Consider the following 15,495-nt stretch of genomic DNA (forward strand, 5'->3'; position numbering starts at 1 on the left):
GTCATGGAACATGCAAAACTCGGAGCTAGTAACTCCAAAATCTGGATGAACTGCCATGCGTACGCTCGTATGACTGACGGGGTGAGTAGTGGGACGAACCCGGCTGCTGAACTCGGTACAGCGGCACATGAATTGGGCGAGTTTTGCTTACGTTTTGGTTTAAATACTTACGACTGCTTAGGTATGAGTTTTAACGATCACACCGTTGATCAGGTAATGGCTGACGCTGTACAAATTTACGTGGGTCATATTCGCGAATTGTGCGCGAAATACAGCGTATCACCACTACTTGAGCAACGCGTGTGCATCGTTTCTATTGGTTCGGGTGTGTTTGGTACATCTGATTGTATTGTGATTGTTGGTGACTGGGTTTTTGTCATTGATTACAAAAATGGTTACGAGGTTGTTGAGGTTGAAGGGAATACTCAGGCTGCATTTTATGCGGTGGCCGTGCTGGATACCTTGAACCTCTGGCAAACCGTTAAGTATGTCAGTAGCACTATTATTCAACCTCGTGCTAATCACAAAGACGGTCCCATCCGTACGAGCGTTCAAACCATTGAGCAAATGCGTGATTGGCATGCTCGTATCGCATATGCAATCAATGCAAACCACAACCCCAATAGTCAGGCAACAGCCGGTGAGCATTGTAAGTATTGTCCTTCCCGTGGCTTCTGCCGTGCACGTATGCAACGCACGGTTGACCTAGCCAACTTTGACAAGCCTGTCGACAAGCTCACAGCTGAAGAAGTTTCGGCTGTTTATCAGGAAATCTCAGCAATGAAAAAGAACCTCGAAGCGCTTGAGTCCCATGCGCTCGACGTTGCCCGTGCTGGCGGAAAGATTGAAGGTTGCAAGCTGGTTAAGGCGATTACTCGTGCTAAGTGTGAGGACCAAGAGTCATTCATTGCCGAGGCTGTTCAGGCTGGGGTTGCTAAAGCTGAGTTGCTTGAACCAAAGCTCAAATCCATGACCGCACTTAAAAAAGTCGTCTCTAAAGACATCGTCAATAAACACTTCAAAAAACCACCTGCCAGCACAACGCTTGCACCGTTCAATGATAACCGTGCGGCGGTTAGTACCAGTGCTGCTGGTGTGTTCGATAGTATCAAATAAGGAATTTTAAAATGGCTTCAAGAGTTATTCATTCAACAGTATTTCGTGTTAGCTACCCACATTTGGACAAGCCACACGCTCAGAACCCAACAGATACACCCAAATACGCAGTATCAATGATGATACCGAAGACAGGTGTATGTCCTATCAATAATCAGCCAACGTCATTCGATAATGTCGGTCAAGCACTGAATGAAGTGACGATGGAAGAGTGGGGGCTACCTTACGACCAAGCAATTGCACCAGGTATGGGTATTCAATTTCCACCGTCGTTTAAAGATGGTGATACGGTTTTTGAGAAAGATCAGAACGGAAACCCGATCCCCGGCCAAATCCGTAAAGGCTCAGCAGGCATGCATATCTTGTCAGTTAAAAACGCTGACCCTGTCGGTTGTGTTGCACCAGATGGGGAAACAGAGATACACGGTTCAGCTATATATGCTGGCTCATGGGCACGTGCTCAACTGGAAGTATCCGCGTATACCGGTGCAAATGGTCGGGTTGTATCAGTGAAACTAATGAATATCCAGCTTTGCTACAACGATGAAAAATTAGGGGGCGCGCCTATTCATCAGTCGGCGGCACAAGCGTTTGCAGGTCAAGCTATTACAGATACCAACGTGCAAGCGGGTCAAGGTCAGCAGCAGTTTGCCCCGGCTGCAGGAGCAGTACCCGGCGCCCCAGCTGCCGGAGCAGTACCAGGCGCCCCAGCTGCCGGAGCAGTACCAGGCGCCCCGGCTGCCGGAGCAGTACCAGGCGCCCCAGCTGCCGGAGCAGTACCAGGCGCCCCAGCTGCCGGAGCAGTACCAGGCGCCCCGGCTGCAGGAGCAGTACCCGGCGCCCCAGCTGCAGGAGCAGTACCCGGCGCCCCAGCTGCCGGAGCAGTACCAGGCGCCCCGGCTGCAGGAGCAGTACCCGGCGCCCCGGCTGCAGGAGCAGTACCCGGCGCCCCGGCTGCAGGAGCAGTACCCGGCGCCCCAGCTGCCGGAGCAGTACCAGGCGCCCCAGCTGCCGGAGCAGTACCAGGCGCCCCAGCTGCCGGAGCAGTACCAGGCGCCCCAGCTGCCGGAGCAGTACCAGGCGCCCCAGCTGCCACGGCACCAATTGGCAATACTGACCCGGTCATCATGAACCACGGTGAAGCCAGCTATGCCGAATATGTAGCGCAAGGTTGGACCCCTGAGCTACTGATCCAGCATGGTAAAGCACAAGCAAACTATCTGAACCCGGCGCACTAACATGACACCGGAAGGAAAGGCTAGCGAGGTGGTGCGATTGCGCGCCACTGAGTTAGGTGGGCGGCTATTCAGAAACAACGTTGGTGTATTAGTCGATGCACGCGGTATACCGGTGCGGTACGGTCTTGCGAATGAGTCTAAGAAGATGAACCAGAGTTTAAAATCAAGTGACTTTATCGGCATTACACCAATCACCATCACCCCCGATATGGTAGGTAAACAAATTGGTGTTTTCACCGCAATTGAAGCGAAGGCCCATGGTTTCAAGGTGCGTGAGTTTGGCCCGAAATCACGAGAATTCGCACAGCAAAAATTCATCAATTTAGTCACCAATCTGGGCGGGGCTGCTGGCTTTGCCTGTAATGCTGAAGACGTAGACGGGATTTTAAAGGAATTAATCGAGAGGTTATCACGATGATTGAGAGAATACGTGAACTGGTTGAACAGTTAAATGATCCTGTCGTTGTACATGACCAGCAACTGGATAGGCAGAATAGACTTAAATCTCTGGTTGAAGCTCATGGGATTGAAAACGTTGCTATCGCTTCGGGTTTGGCTGAGTCCTCACTAAGAACATACATGAGGGCCAAGCGACCTACTATTAACCCTCTACCAGTCGAGCAGGCTGAGCTAGTTTTCAAACTGCTTGACGGGGTTGCGTAATGGATTTATCGCAAGTTAAACAGTTTATTAAGTTGCTAACTGGATCGGTTGATTCAATCGTCACGTGGCAAGTATTCCATGACGTTAAGGCGAACAGAAACGAGAAGTTAAGCGCTTGGTTTAACTGTGATATTGCAAATGCAGCGGATTACCTTCAACAAATGCAGGATTTACAATGCGGCGTCTATGTCTGTGTTAATGAGACGGACGGGCAGGGGAGAAGTGCTGACAATGTTACCCGTGTCAGAGCGTGCTTCGCTGATTTCGACGGTGATCAGGAACCTCAATGGCCGATAGCACCAACATTTGTAACGAAGCGGGATGAAACGCACGGGCATGCATACTGGCTGCTGAGTGATTTGTGTGACACAGAGACGTTTACAGCACTACAGAAACAGATCGCGATACACAGTAATACGGATCATCAGGTGGTTGACCCCTGCCGTGTCTTACGCGTGCCAGGCACCTTGCATCTGAAAGACCCCAGTAATCCTAAGCAATATGTGATCACAGCAGTTAATGGTGGCCGATATGAGGCTGAACAGATACGTGTGGCGTTTGCTCTCAACGCAACGCAGGACGCCCAGCTAAATACCTGGTTAGAAGCTCGTGAGGGTCTACAGGACGGGACCGGGTACGACGATGCACAGCGCTATTTAGACAAAGTAACCAAATGGGCCGCAGTGATTGCACCGCCGGCCGTACTGGGTAGCGGGTCCAAAACTCTGTTTAGCGTAGCAGGGTACGCGCATGATCATGGTGTGAGCTACAACAGTGCAGCAAATATTTTGTGGGAACACTATAACCCACGCTGTCAGCCCCCATGGGAAGACCACGAGAAGAAAGAATTTTATGCCATTGTTGAGCGTGCCTACAAATACGCAACCAGCGCACCTGGTTGCAAGACAGCCGTATCAATGTTTAAAGCCGTTGGCCCCGTACCTGAGCCTGTTGACGGGTGGGCAGTAAACAACGAGCTGGCGCCATCACTCGACGAAGAATTAATAACAATCAATGTCGATGAGGTGCGCAAGAACCTGAGAAGTATTCAGCGCTTGGGCCGATCTCAAGGTGAAATTCTTTTACCACAACTAACGATGAAGTCTGCACATTATGATTTAGCGCTGGCGTTTGACGGTATTCGTTATGACGGGTGTGAGCTCATTCGCTGTGACAAAATTTTCTACCAGTTTAACGGTAAGTCGTGGGACGTCATCAGCGACGATGTAGTTAAGTCTGAGATTCAGAAGTTTTACGCGCAATTTAAACCAGCGGACAGGTTCACACGTGGCATCTATAACGTGCTGGTTGACCTCGCCAATGTCCCCGCATTACCAGAACCAAACAATGACATTGTGGTGTTTGAAAATGGTATCGTCGATGTTTCAAACGGCACCCCGACACTACAAAAACACACCCCGGACGTGTTCACGTTCAACCACTGCGAATACAACTACAACAGAAAAGCGCAGTGTCCCAAATGGCACGAGTTTCTATATTCAATCTGGCCTGATGATCTTGAGCTGCACAGCATGCTTCAGGAGTGGTTCGGCTACATCCTGACTGGTGATATCACACTACAAAAGATGATTATTTTGCTCGGTAAATCTCGCGGTGGTAAAGGTGTGATAGGGGACGTCATGCGTGCCTTAGTCGGGAAGGGGAACGTATCAGCTCCCATGTTACCTAACCTAGCTGAAAACAGCGCCTTATTTTCTATGAGCAAATCTAAACTCACACTCATACCGGATGCACACAGTGTGCACGTGGCTAAGCGTGACGCGGTGCTGAGCACCATCAAGGCCTTAACGGGTGGTGACCCGATCACATATGACGTGAAATTCAAAGATGCGCAGACAACCGTATTCAATACCCGTCTTGTCCTTAGCACGAATAACATGCCTGAGTTTATCGACGCATCAGGTGCACTGGTTAACCGGATCATGGTGTTTCCATTCTGGAAATCATTTGCTGGCAAAGAAGACCCAAAGCTTCGTGAAAAGTTACTGGCTGAAATAGAAGGGATTGCACAGTGGGCAATGGCTGGTTTAGCCAGGTTACGCGGTAACGGAATGTTCACCGAAGCTGAGTCGAGCAAACGTGAAAAGCTCGAAATGAAAGAGGATATGTTTGTCTTGGGCGAGTTTGTTGAGCAGATGACAGACGTTTCAGAAGAGGTGTTCACACCCGTTGAAGACTTGCATACCGCTTACAGGGTTTGGAGTGTGACCAAAGGTCAAAAACCGCTGAGCAAACTTAAGTTCTCTGGGCTACTTCGAGACTCTGAGTTACCAATCAAGCGAGAGCGCCGGTGCATTGCCGGCAAACAAGTACGCGGCTTTATCGGTATTCGAGTTGTGCCAGGTGCTGTAGCGGCTTTCAGTAATGTAACGCACATCACCCAGAGAGGGCGTGATAATGCATAACCACGCCAGCCAGACAAATAAGGCATACCGTGATCTCACGCGTACCCCCAAATGGTTGTTTAACGCAGTCAACCGTGAGTTTCATTTTTCCATGGATGCTGCGGCCCTGTGGGAGTCACGCCTAGTTGATTTTTACCTATCCCCCTTTATGGACTCGTTGAAAATGAACTGGTCGGAATTGACGTCCGGGAGTGTCTGGTTAAATCCGCCGTATTCGAACATACGACCCTGGATGAAGAAGTGCATTGAGCAGCGAGCATTAGGTATTACCACTGTTTGTTTAGTGCCTCGTGAATCACGTGCTGAATGGTGGTACTACGCGCTTCAAGCAAACGAGATCCGGGACATTGTTGGATATTACTGCCCAGAGACTGGTAAATGGCGCTCAGGCGGGATCAGGTTTATCGACGCTCAAACCGGTGAGGAAATGCCGAACGAGCTGGGTAAACCAATGTGTCTAATCATCTTCCGGGCTTGCAACTATGCCCCGGTCATACAAATACCTGTTAGCAAATTGGAGTTGTTAAATGCAGCGTAAATTGACGGAACACGAGCTAACCAACAAACCCGGTTGGGCAACGCATTACTACATAACTGAATACAGTGAGGTGGTGTTTGAGTCGACTGAGTACTTTCAGCATGGGTTGCAAGGTAGACGTTTCAAATCACACGGGTATGTGGCTGAAGGTGCTCAGCAGATAGCCCCAGTACCTCAAGCGCGGCGGTCAACGGGTTCAGCAGCTACATGTGTTGCCATTGGGGTTGTAGCACTGGCGGCGGTTGCGTTACCTGACAAATATCTCGCGGTGGTGAGCTGTTGCACCGCACTTGCTTTAACACTGAATATCATCAAAGGAATTAATCATGAAAATTAGACTGACAATGACACTCCCCGGTTGTTAAAGAGGTGCGCTATGACAACAATAATCTATGATGCCTTCAGTGACCAGATTGCATGTGATAGCCGCACGACAACCAAAGACATGATCGTGACTGACGATGCGCAAAAATGGTTTGATGCTGGTGGTTGGCGTGTATTTTGTACCGGGCAGACCTGCGATATCTACACGCTTAAGCAGGCTTATTTAACCAGGTCATTTGATAACGTTGGTCATCTGGAGTTTATCAAATACCACCCGGAACAAGGTGTATGGTACGGGCTCGTTGAGAATGGTGTATTGAAAACTGAACCCCTAACCAGCTCTTACGCCATAGGTTCCGGTCAAAAAGTTGCTATGTATGGCTTACACCAATGCCACCCACCGGAAGACATAATCGAGGTCGTAAAGACAATTGATTTTCGGACCGGTGGTAAGGTCCATTGTTTTGATGTAACTAATGCCATTACACGGGATTAAAAATAGCAGTGGTAATTTTTTGATAAAACAGTGCGTTGCCCGGGAATTTACCATTCCGGGGGGTTACGTCCGTGTTCTGAGGGCAGTAGTGTCTATTTGGTTGTTGGCAAGCGTTGGCTTCCTGTAGTAGATGGTGATTACAAGAAGCCAACAAGTGTGAACCTAGTCAGATTGTCGATACTGCTCAATTTAGACGAGTAGGGCAGTTGGGCTCAGTTTTTTACAGACTTGTCATTTTTGAGTGCTTCATTAATCTTGGTTCTTGCTGCTCTGGCGGAGGTCGTCGATATACCATAACGCAAACTCATCTTTGATCCACTTCTTATACCTGCATGGACAAAAGAGTCGAGCTTAAGGAAAAGGCCTGAAATACACCCAAAAAGCTCCTCAACGCAATCAAGCTTTTCAATTGATAGATATTTTTCATGAATAGGTATTCCGATACAGGAACGGATAATTCTTAGCCTAAGAATTATATTCTTAGAATCTAATTCACCGGAAATAATTTCATCTATTAATTGTCGATAAAAATGGTAAATGGCATTATGATGATCAATGATTGGGCTATTTAATGTGAAGTTTTTAGAGTTGTTATCTGGATATAAGAATTTATATAGTGCTTCTGAACTTTCTATGTGTTTGAAGTCATCAATGTTATCATCAATGAATTTATCAAATAACTCTCTGTGCTTATAGTAATTAGTGAAGATGTTATTTTCTTGAGTGACTTTTATTTGTTCTTCTACCTGTCTTGTTCCATGAATACGAGCTGCAAGGATTAAAAATGGGATTACGCTACTCAGGAAGTATAGCGGGACCTTTGAAATTTCAAAAAAGGTATCAATGCCCTCTTTGGTCCAGCTAAATTCATATCCTTTCCAGTAAAGCGAACCTACTAATAGAAATAACATTAACGGGACAGTCAAGGCTATCCAAAATATATACTGTCTATGTAGAGCTCGCTTAGGTTCGTTAGTAAGAATAGGTGGGGGGTTATAACGACTTACTGAAAATTGAAAGAATATTTTATTTAACCAAGGCATAATCATATCCCCTCACGTTCAGGTGTATTAACATCAAACAAAATGATCAGCAATACTCCAAACATCCCCGCGCGACCTAAATAAGTGAACAGTTCGAAGTTATCATAAATAAATGTCCAACCATTGAACTCTGGAATTAAGTTTCTTACCGTACTTTCCACTAATGCGATGAAGCAAATAAAAGTTTCATAACCGACCAAGTACATAAGAAAATTGTCTGAATAATGCATTTGAAATCGCCCGGTGAGCTTGAGTGATACCAATGGGCGATAAATAAACAGGTTAAAAGCAATACCTGAATATAGGACCTGTAGCCCAAATACAAGCAGCCCTAAATAAAGTGGTGACATATCACCGTTCAACTCAATTAGATAATTGAACGATACATATTCAACGACCAGGAGAGTCCCCAGGATTATTGCATTGTCTCTACAAGCAAATTGCTCTCTGTGTTGACAGAACCATGCAGTAGATGCGACGACTGCCAGCAGAGTTAAGTTAAATGCTGCAGAGTCTAGCAAAGCAAAACTAAAAGCTGCCACGAGTATCGTGCAAATTGCAATAAAACGAAAAGGGGATATCTCCATTATCAGAACTCCGAATATTTTAAGGAGCTGTCACAACCTCTATGATCTCAGGTAGTTGAGCTACTTTCTGTTGGACACTTGGCTTACCTGGTTTGTAGGTTCCACCACCAAATACATTTGCCGGATTGAACTTTATTTTTGACTGTAATTTCATAATGATTTCCTTCTATTTTGGGTCATTTTGATCTTACACGTACCTTCCCTGACGCTTCAACCCGGCTTTTACAGTCCTCCAACATTTCGACTAGGTCTATGTTTGAGTCAAGCTTACAAAAGCGCATCCACGTTAAAAAATGATTGAGTTTGATATTCGGACTTACGCTGTTTTCATAGTTCTCGTAGGTCTTGATGTTGATGTCCACTTTCTTAGCCATTTCTGCTTGTGTCTTGTTGGCAGCAAGCCGCATAGCACGCAAATGTTCACCTGTTATTTCCTTCATAGCTCAAACAGCCCTGTTAATTCTTGGTTAATGGTGTGATTTTTAACGTTAACTGTAGATATGATAACTCTATCAAATCGAATACATCCAAGGACAGAGGTTATGAATGTTTTTATACCTGATGACGAATTGCTATCTAATCTACGATTCAGTATTGAAAATGGTGTGGGGGTCTGGCACGTAGTCGGAGTATTGACAGACTATGAGCGAAAGTTCCTCGAAACCATCCCTGCAACTGAGGATGTCCGGGGTCGTTAGCTACTGCGTACGATCCGGACTAAATATTTAACCGTTGGACAGTTGTCCGATGGTACTGCTGTAAACGATGATGTTTCAAAGGTACGTGTCTTCAAAACACCCTTTAGCCGGCTTGTTGTTGTCGCTTGGCGCATTTTCACCGTTGCTTCTTTCTTGTCAGCAACTTCAATGTAAATAGCCTCTCCGACTTCCATCGGCAACAACAGATCGCTTAACGATTTTTTATGTATTAATTCTGGTTCAGACATTTAGTTCATCCCATGATCATTACAATGATAATACGATGTTATTGATAAAAAATTACACAGTCAAGACCAAAATTGAGCAGTTTGCATAATCGTAATGGTGCAGAGTGCTATCAGAACTTATCGACAACGCCAGCAGTAACAAGCATACCGCGCCACTGAGCATAACTTATCGTTCTGTGCTCGCTCTTGCCTTCAGCAGTTTCCCACTTACGCACAGCAGTTGAACCTTTTTTTGCGTTCCAGGTAACACCAACCAGTTTAGCCAGGTCGTTTTGACTGTATCCCAGAAGCTGTCTGAGCGCTTTAATCTGTTCAGGTGTCGGCGGCTCATACTCACCTGAATCGAAGCGCCTGGCGCTAGGTAGGTTTGCAAATCCTTCAATTGTCTCTGGTACACCTTCAGGGTTGACTAAGTAAACCGTTTTAACTTCACTCATATTGGTAATACGGGGCAATGCCCCGCCTCCTTATAGTATGCCAGCCTCTGCGAAGCTGTATGCGCCTTCAGCACCGACGATGATGTGATCCAGTACCTGAACGTCTATCGTTGCCAAAGCGCTCTGTAGCTTCATTGTGATGGCTCTGTCTGCATTGCTAGGCTCAATTGCCCCACTAGGATGGTTATGTGCGAACATGACCGACACAGCGTTGTATTGCAAAACCTGCTTTACGACTTCACGAGGATAAACACTCGCAGCGTTTACAGTGCCTTTAAACAGCTCAACAGATTCAATCATTCTGTTCTGAGAGTCCAGCAGCACAACGGTAAATACCTCCCGCTCGGACATCTCAATAAGTGTCTTAAAAAACTGTTTGGCTACTGCAACGCTTGTCAGCGCTTCGGTTGTTCTAACCTTACTCGCGAGGATAGCGTGGGCACTTTCGATAACTGACAATTCTTCTTTAGAAAATAGGTGATTCATGGATAACTCCAGATTGTTAGGTCATGGACTGTTCCCGACCTTTCGAATGTATATTAACGCCCCTTTGGGGCGGTTGCAAGTGCTTTATGTTATTTATTAACCAGTAAGTACGACTAGACAGATTGAGTTAGGTATAAACCCTATATAAATCAAGTTACTACAAAATTCTAGACAGATTAAGACAGGTTGATTTTTACAAAATATTCGTCTTGTCTAGTAAAAACCTTATATAAATCAAGTTACTACATTAGTTCCTAGACGATATGTACAGGCAAGACACTCAACCTCACTATTTGTGCGTGCTCGGGGGTGGGGGTCTGCTGTTCTCTATACCTATATACCTATATATCTATATATAAATATATATTTTTATTTTTATATAAAAGTAATTGTCTATTGTCTAAAAGGTAAGTTAGTAAATTGAAATGTAAGGGGTTTTAACTAGACAGATTGAAAATGCGTGTATTGTCTAGTGTGTCTAGGTTGTCTAGTAGCATCGTCAGCATAGTGAAATCATCACTAGCAGAATCAGTTAAGTGATTCTCATCTGGTTAATTAAGCTCATCATCATCATCAGAATCACTTAACTGATTTCAATCATCTAAGTGTTCTCAATTTGACGAGAGAGAACCTGTTTACTTATCAGAATCGATGGATAATTACTTGCTTATCAATGTGTTACATGGTTTGGGGTGGCAGGGTGCCCCGTAGTAGGTTCTTTTTAAAGGAATTTTTGATGCAGGGGCGCTGACTCGCGGAGAATTGCCACTCAGCATTTTCAAAACTACATGTTTGATATCTTCAAAATTAAGGAGTTAAATGCTACTGTCTGGAATCACTTAACTGATTCTGGTCAACTGTATGAGCATTCAACCTGGTTCACTAACTAAAGATAAATTTGACCTCTATGTAGAGCTCACGAGGATCAGTAGTAAGACTGTTATCCAAGGTTTAAAGATGTCCTTTGTTCTTGGTCTTACTGATGAAGAAGTGATCGAGAACATTGATGGTTTGACGTCCTCAAATTATCATCGTGGCAAACGTGCATTCATAAAAACGTACGACATCGTAAGGAAAATCAATGAGTGAAGTTAATCAAGCTGAGCTGGCTGAGCTCTTCGACGTAACACCGAAAACCATTCGTGAATGGCGTGAGCAGGGAATGCCTGATAGAGGTAAAAAAGGTCGTTCAGTGATTTATGATACTGGCGAGTGTTTTCATTGGCGTATTGAATTCGAAGCTGCCAGAACCAAAGAGCGTTTTGGTGTAAACGAAGAAGCGTCAGAGAAAATGAATTTACTTGAAGCAAAGACACGCAAAGAGTCGGCCAACGCACTCTTAGCTGAATTAGAACTGGCTAAAGCGCTTAGTCAGGTTGCCAACATTGATGACCTGATGCGTAACGTTGCAACAGCACTTCAAAGTGTCCGGGCCAAACTCATAGGTCAATCAAACAGGCTTTCGGGGAATCTGGCACATCAGGATCAAGACGAGGTGTGTCGTATCCTGGATGAAGACGCAGACGAAACTTTAAAAGCGTTGTCTGATTTCAATCATAAGTATGTGTAGGGAATATTGAGTGATTAAAATTGCTAGGGAAATATTTGGTGACTATAGTCAAGTTGCTCTAGGGGCGACCACTGTGGTTTTTAGTGCATCAGTATTGATATTTATTATGTTACTACTTCATTTGGCAGGAGGCTCAGGAGGTGCATTAAGTGCGTACGCCGATATGCTTACGGCTGTTGTGACAGTATTTATTGCAATTGCAAATTTTGGTGTGTTGATAGTTGCTAACGATGCAAAAAAGAAGTTTTATAAAGAAAAAGTTATGGAGGAAACTAAAGCAGTATTAAAACAGTTATCACAACTAGAACACCTATCTGTAGTAATGTATCAAAACTACGCTATTAAGCTTTACATCCTGCACTATACAGAAGAAAGCACAACTCCTCGTAGAGTGCATGAGGAGAGAAAGTATAGTAAAACATGCAAAAACGTAAAGTTCACATATTCACCCAAATACTCTGAATCCGAGTCTCTCGATAATTTTATGAGTAACTTTAGGGAAAGCTACAGTGATTTAATTCTTAATTTGAGTATCGTTGAATCATTCGGGAATATACTTGGTAAGGAGGTTGATTCAATCAGAAGTCTGTTGAATGAGGTTACAGATTTGATATCTGATGACTACAATGCTTATAAAGGTATATTTAACAGAGTTGGCACTGAGTCGGGTGTCATAGTACTTGTAGATGAAAGGCTTCCAGTTGTGCTACCTGTCAAGCAAGGAGAGTTTCAACAAATTCCTCATAGAGTATTGAAGAGCGTTGACTTTAACTTTTCCGAAGAGGATTACAAGTATAAGAGATACGATGAGAGTGACTTAAGAATGGTGCTCAAGTGCCAAGCTTATTACGATGAACCAGACAGGGAGTTTGAAATACTGACCCGATTGACTGATTTTATTAAAGATAACAAAGTATCACATGATAGAGATACTTTAGTTGATTATAAGGCATTCAAATTAAAAGATTCTTCGACTTTGAATTCGCGTTTCGAAGAGTTAAAAACTAGAGTTTCAGATGTGATAGTTGAGTTTTAACTTACACCGTCAATTTCTTTAATCCTCTCGACAATTGCTGCTTTTTCTTCCAGTGCTTTTAACGCGGGTGTAAAGTTCGGTTCCTTCACCTGGTTAAGAGCACATGCGACCTTCTTATCCGCACCTTTCACCAGGTGATCGTACAACGCATCAATCACACTCTCGCTGGATATTCTTGTAAGGCTCAATAGCAACTTGAAACGCTCGGGGCTTTGCATCCCTTTGAACAGGTATTTCATGGAATAATTATCGGTTAAGTCATAATTATTTTTGAATGTAGCAAACCAGTTTGCATAACTCAAATGATGCACATATGATTGCGGTAATTTGCAACTATTGAGTTATGCAGTGGGTGTAGTCAAAGACGTCTTAGTTACCAGCCCTGAAGCTATCGAAAAGATTGAAGCTGATCTGACAGACATCTTTCGCACATGCTTACGACCACCTCCAAAATTAGACTTGGTTCAATGGGCGGACGAGTACCGATATTTACCTGATAACAGCGCTGAATCAGGCAGGTGGAAAACAAGTCGCGTTGAAGCCGCTCGACAACCCATGTTGAGTATTTCAGATCCGCAGGTTCAAGAAGTCACAGTGATGGCATGCATTCAGTTCATGAAAACTGAGCTGATGATCAACACCGCGATGTACTACATGCATCAGGAACCCGCGCCGATCATGTACATAGCGCCAAATGAGAAGCTTGCTGAAGCTTGGTCAAAAGAGCGTTTAGTCAAGTCAGTCAATGCCACACCAGTAACAGCAAATATCTTTTCGGACAACCGCCGGGGTGAAGGTAACACCATCCTTCAGAAGCAGTACCCGGGCGGCCAAATATCCATAGTATCAGCGCGTAACCCCGGCGATCTGGCAATGCGTGCGTGCATGGTCATGCTGTTTGACGAGGTGGATAAGTACCCTTACAACGTTGGTGCTGGTTCCGGTGGCTCAGGTGGTGAGGGTGACCCGATAGCGGTAGGATGGGGACGTGCCACAACATTCGGAAAACGAGCAAAAAAAGTAAGTGCCTGCTCACCGACTGTTGAAGGTAAATCCCGTATTGCCTTTGATTACAAGAACTCCAACCAGTCTGTATTTATCCAACCGTGCCCCCACTGTGACCATGCAAAAACTCTCACCTGGCCAGACGTTCATATCCCCAAAAATGACAAAGGGGAATTCCTTCACCTGGAAGCCGCGATCAGGTGTTCAGAGTGTGGCGCCATCTGGAACGAATCAGACCGGCTTCGCTCTATCCGTAACGGTTATTGGGTTGCGACCAAGCCAGAAGTTACGTGGCACCACGGTTATAAAGTGTCATCACTCGCGAGCCCGTTCACCCCGGTAACAACCCTTGCCAAAGAGTTTTCTGACGCTCAGGGGAAAGCTGAATCACTCAAGGCATTTTACAATACCCGTATGTCTGAAACGTGGAAGGAAGTCAGTGACCAACCTGACCACGAGCGACTTTATGAGCGTCGTGAATCCTTTGAAATTGGCATCGTGCCGCGTGGTGGCTTATTCCTGACATGCGGTATCGACGTACAAAAAGGCTATCTGGTTTATGAGGTTGTGGCGTGGGGTAGGCGTAAGGAAAACTGGTCCATTGAGAAGGGGGTGATACCCGGTCATATCTCAGAAGATGAGACACACGAGCGGTTACGGGAATTTCTGGATCGGACATTTACCAACTGCATTGGTATCGAAATGCCTATGCTCAAGGTCTGCATTGACTCTGGTTATGAGACTCAGCAGGTATATAACTTCGTCCGCAATTACGGGAGTGCACGAGTCGTTGCGGTGAAAGGGGAGAAGGATGAAAACCTCTCTACAGTGCTTGGTACACCTAAGCCTGTAGACATCAATTTAGACGGGAAGCGGATCAGCAACGGGACCATGCTTTGGCACGTTGGCGGCTCAGTCATCAAAGAAGAATTCTACCGCTGGTTAAACCTGAAGAAGCCGACGGATGAAACTTTAGCTGCTGGTGGCGGATACCCATCCGGTTACTGCCACTACCCAATGTACGATGAAGAATATTTCCTACAAATCACGGCAGAACAGCACGTCATGCATACTGATAACCGTGGTTTCCAGAATTATCAGTGGCAGAAAGTACGTGAAGATAACCACTTTTTGGATTGTCGTATTTATGCACGTGCTGGTGCTGCAATGCTGCAAATTGACCGGATGAAAGACGCTGATTGGAACAGCCTGGAAACCAAGTATTACCCCGATATAGCGCCAGTTGATTCTGTTGCTTCGGAAGCGCCGGCACCTCAACCAGTTAGTAAAAAATCAACCCGGAAAAAGAAACGTGAAGGATGGATCAAACGATGAACGAGAAACAAGAATACTTAGCCAGACTGGAAAAAGCTTATTACTCAGGTGCTCTGAAAGTACGTGAAGATAACCAGTGGATAGAATTTCAAAGCGCCAAGGATATGCGGATCGCGATTAGTGATTTGAAGCGTGAGCTTGCCGGGAACAATCCCCGACGGCGGAAAATCATATCGAGCAATGGCTACTAACAATTGACCAAACAATAAAACCCGTTTATCCTGTGTAAAATGCAACAAAACAGTTATG

At 45.3% G+C, this 15,495-nt stretch carries 20 protein-coding genes; 12 read left to right on the forward strand and 8 right to left on the reverse strand.

Annotated features, from left to right (window positions below; genetic code table 11):
- Positions 1 to 3: 3 nt before the first annotated feature.
- The 7 genes from L1285_RS16710 to L1285_RS16745 all read left to right on the forward strand — a co-directional run bounded on the left by L1285_RS16710 (position 4) and on the right by L1285_RS16745 (position 6,801).
- Entirely contained in the window at positions 4 to 1,116 is a 1,113-nt protein-coding gene (locus L1285_RS16710; RefSeq protein WP_235413292.1) for a DUF2800 domain-containing protein, read from the forward strand.
- 11 nt (positions 1,117 to 1,127) lie between these two features.
- Positions 1,128 to 2,354 carry an ssDNA-binding protein gene (locus tag L1285_RS23650; protein ID WP_268836123.1) on the forward strand — a complete coding sequence of 409 codons (1,227 nt, stop codon included), beginning with the start codon at positions 1,128 to 1,130 and terminating at the stop codon, positions 2,352 to 2,354.
- A gap of 1 nt (position 2,355) precedes the next feature.
- Positions 2,356 to 2,772: a hypothetical protein gene (locus tag L1285_RS16725; RefSeq protein WP_235413293.1), complete on the forward strand. Its 417-nt coding sequence runs from the start codon at positions 2,356 to 2,358 to the stop codon at positions 2,770 to 2,772.
- A gap of 244 nt (positions 2,773 to 3,016) precedes the next feature.
- On the forward strand, positions 3,017 to 5,443 hold the full coding sequence (locus L1285_RS16730; protein WP_235413294.1) for a DNA primase family protein: 2,427 nt from the start codon (positions 3,017 to 3,019) through the stop codon (positions 5,441 to 5,443).
- On the forward strand, positions 5,436 to 5,981 hold the full coding sequence (locus L1285_RS16735; RefSeq protein ID WP_235413295.1) for a phage N-6-adenine-methyltransferase: 546 nt from the start codon (positions 5,436 to 5,438) through the stop codon (positions 5,979 to 5,981). Before L1285_RS16730 ends, L1285_RS16735 begins: the two co-directional genes overlap by 8 nt.
- Positions 5,971 to 6,318, forward strand: coding sequence for a hypothetical protein (locus L1285_RS16740; protein ID WP_235413296.1), 348 nt, complete (start codon positions 5,971 to 5,973; stop codon positions 6,316 to 6,318). Before L1285_RS16735 ends, L1285_RS16740 begins: the two co-directional genes overlap by 11 nt.
- 39 nt (positions 6,319 to 6,357) lie before the next feature.
- Entirely contained in the window at positions 6,358 to 6,801 is a 444-nt protein-coding gene (locus tag L1285_RS16745; protein WP_235413297.1) for a hypothetical protein, read from the forward strand.
- 212 nt (positions 6,802 to 7,013) lie between these two features.
- Here L1285_RS16745 and L1285_RS16750 read toward each other — a convergent pair whose 3' ends face one another.
- The 4 genes from L1285_RS16750 to L1285_RS23975 are packed head-to-tail and all read right to left on the reverse strand — an operon-like array spanning position 7,014 to position 8,871.
- The gene (locus L1285_RS16750; RefSeq protein WP_235413298.1) at positions 7,014 to 7,844 is read right to left on the reverse strand and encodes a hypothetical protein; all 831 of its coding nucleotides are present in this window, start codon (positions 7,842 to 7,844) and stop codon (positions 7,014 to 7,016) included.
- A 2-nt stretch (positions 7,845 to 7,846) separates the two neighbouring features.
- Entirely contained in the window at positions 7,847 to 8,431 is a 585-nt protein-coding gene (locus tag L1285_RS16755; RefSeq protein WP_235413299.1) for a hypothetical protein, read from the reverse strand.
- A 19-nt stretch (positions 8,432 to 8,450) separates the two neighbouring features.
- Positions 8,451 to 8,585: a hypothetical protein gene (locus L1285_RS23655; RefSeq protein WP_268836124.1), complete on the reverse strand. Its 135-nt coding sequence runs from the start codon at positions 8,583 to 8,585 to the stop codon at positions 8,451 to 8,453.
- A gap of 22 nt (positions 8,586 to 8,607) precedes the next feature.
- Entirely contained in the window at positions 8,608 to 8,871 is a 264-nt protein-coding gene (locus L1285_RS23975; protein WP_442960513.1) for a helix-turn-helix transcriptional regulator, read from the reverse strand.
- A 102-nt stretch (positions 8,872 to 8,973) separates the two neighbouring features.
- Here L1285_RS23975 and L1285_RS16760 point away from each other — a divergent pair, with 102 nt between their 5' ends.
- On the forward strand, positions 8,974 to 9,129 hold the full coding sequence (locus tag L1285_RS16760) for a hypothetical protein (RefSeq protein WP_235413300.1): 156 nt from the start codon (positions 8,974 to 8,976) through the stop codon (positions 9,127 to 9,129).
- Here L1285_RS16760 and L1285_RS16765 read toward each other — a convergent pair.
- The 3 genes from L1285_RS16765 to radC form a co-directional block, all read right to left on the reverse strand.
- Positions 9,126 to 9,377 (reverse strand): hypothetical protein, encoded by a 252-nt coding sequence (locus L1285_RS16765; RefSeq protein WP_235413301.1) that lies wholly within the window; start codon positions 9,375 to 9,377, stop codon positions 9,126 to 9,128. The two genes, L1285_RS16760 and L1285_RS16765, sit on opposite strands and share 4 nt — an antisense overlap.
- A gap of 110 nt (positions 9,378 to 9,487) precedes the next feature.
- A complete protein-coding gene (locus L1285_RS16770) occupies positions 9,488 to 9,832 on the reverse strand; it encodes a helix-turn-helix domain-containing protein (RefSeq protein WP_235413302.1) in 345 nt (114 codons plus the stop codon).
- A gap of 12 nt (positions 9,833 to 9,844) precedes the next feature.
- A complete protein-coding gene (radC, locus tag L1285_RS16775; protein WP_235413303.1) occupies positions 9,845 to 10,300 on the reverse strand; it encodes a RadC family protein in 456 nt (151 codons plus the stop codon).
- A gap of 1,081 nt (positions 10,301 to 11,381) precedes the next feature.
- Between radC and L1285_RS16780 the strand changes: the two genes are divergently transcribed.
- The gene (locus L1285_RS16780) at positions 11,382 to 11,870 is read left to right on the forward strand and encodes a terminase small subunit (RefSeq protein ID WP_235413304.1); all 489 of its coding nucleotides are present in this window, start codon (positions 11,382 to 11,384) and stop codon (positions 11,868 to 11,870) included.
- 10 nt (positions 11,871 to 11,880) lie between these two features.
- Positions 11,881 to 12,906 (forward strand): hypothetical protein, encoded by a 1,026-nt coding sequence (locus tag L1285_RS16785; protein WP_235413305.1) that lies wholly within the window; start codon positions 11,881 to 11,883, stop codon positions 12,904 to 12,906.
- Here L1285_RS16785 and L1285_RS16790 read toward each other — a convergent pair.
- On the reverse strand, positions 12,903 to 13,208 hold the full coding sequence (locus L1285_RS16790) for an adhesin biosynthesis transcription regulatory family protein (protein ID WP_235413306.1): 306 nt from the start codon (positions 13,206 to 13,208) through the stop codon (positions 12,903 to 12,905). The genes L1285_RS16785 and L1285_RS16790 overlap by 4 nt on opposite strands.
- A gap of 46 nt (positions 13,209 to 13,254) precedes the next feature.
- On the opposite strand from L1285_RS16790, the gene L1285_RS16795 reads away from it, so the two are divergent.
- Positions 13,255 to 15,246, forward strand: coding sequence for a phage terminase large subunit family protein (locus L1285_RS16795; RefSeq protein ID WP_235413307.1), 1,992 nt, complete (start codon positions 13,255 to 13,257; stop codon positions 15,244 to 15,246).
- Positions 15,243 to 15,437 carry a phage head-tail joining protein gene (locus L1285_RS16800; protein ID WP_235413308.1) on the forward strand — a complete coding sequence of 65 codons (195 nt, stop codon included), beginning with the start codon at positions 15,243 to 15,245 and terminating at the stop codon, positions 15,435 to 15,437. The genes L1285_RS16795 and L1285_RS16800 overlap by 4 nt, the downstream gene beginning before the upstream one ends.
- The last annotated feature ends 58 nt before the right edge of the window (positions 15,438 to 15,495 follow it).

This window comes from Pseudoalteromonas sp. DL2-H2.2 (assembly GCF_021532535.1).
In the GTDB taxonomy this organism is placed as follows: Bacteria; Pseudomonadota; Gammaproteobacteria; order Enterobacterales; family Alteromonadaceae; genus Pseudoalteromonas; species Pseudoalteromonas rubra_A.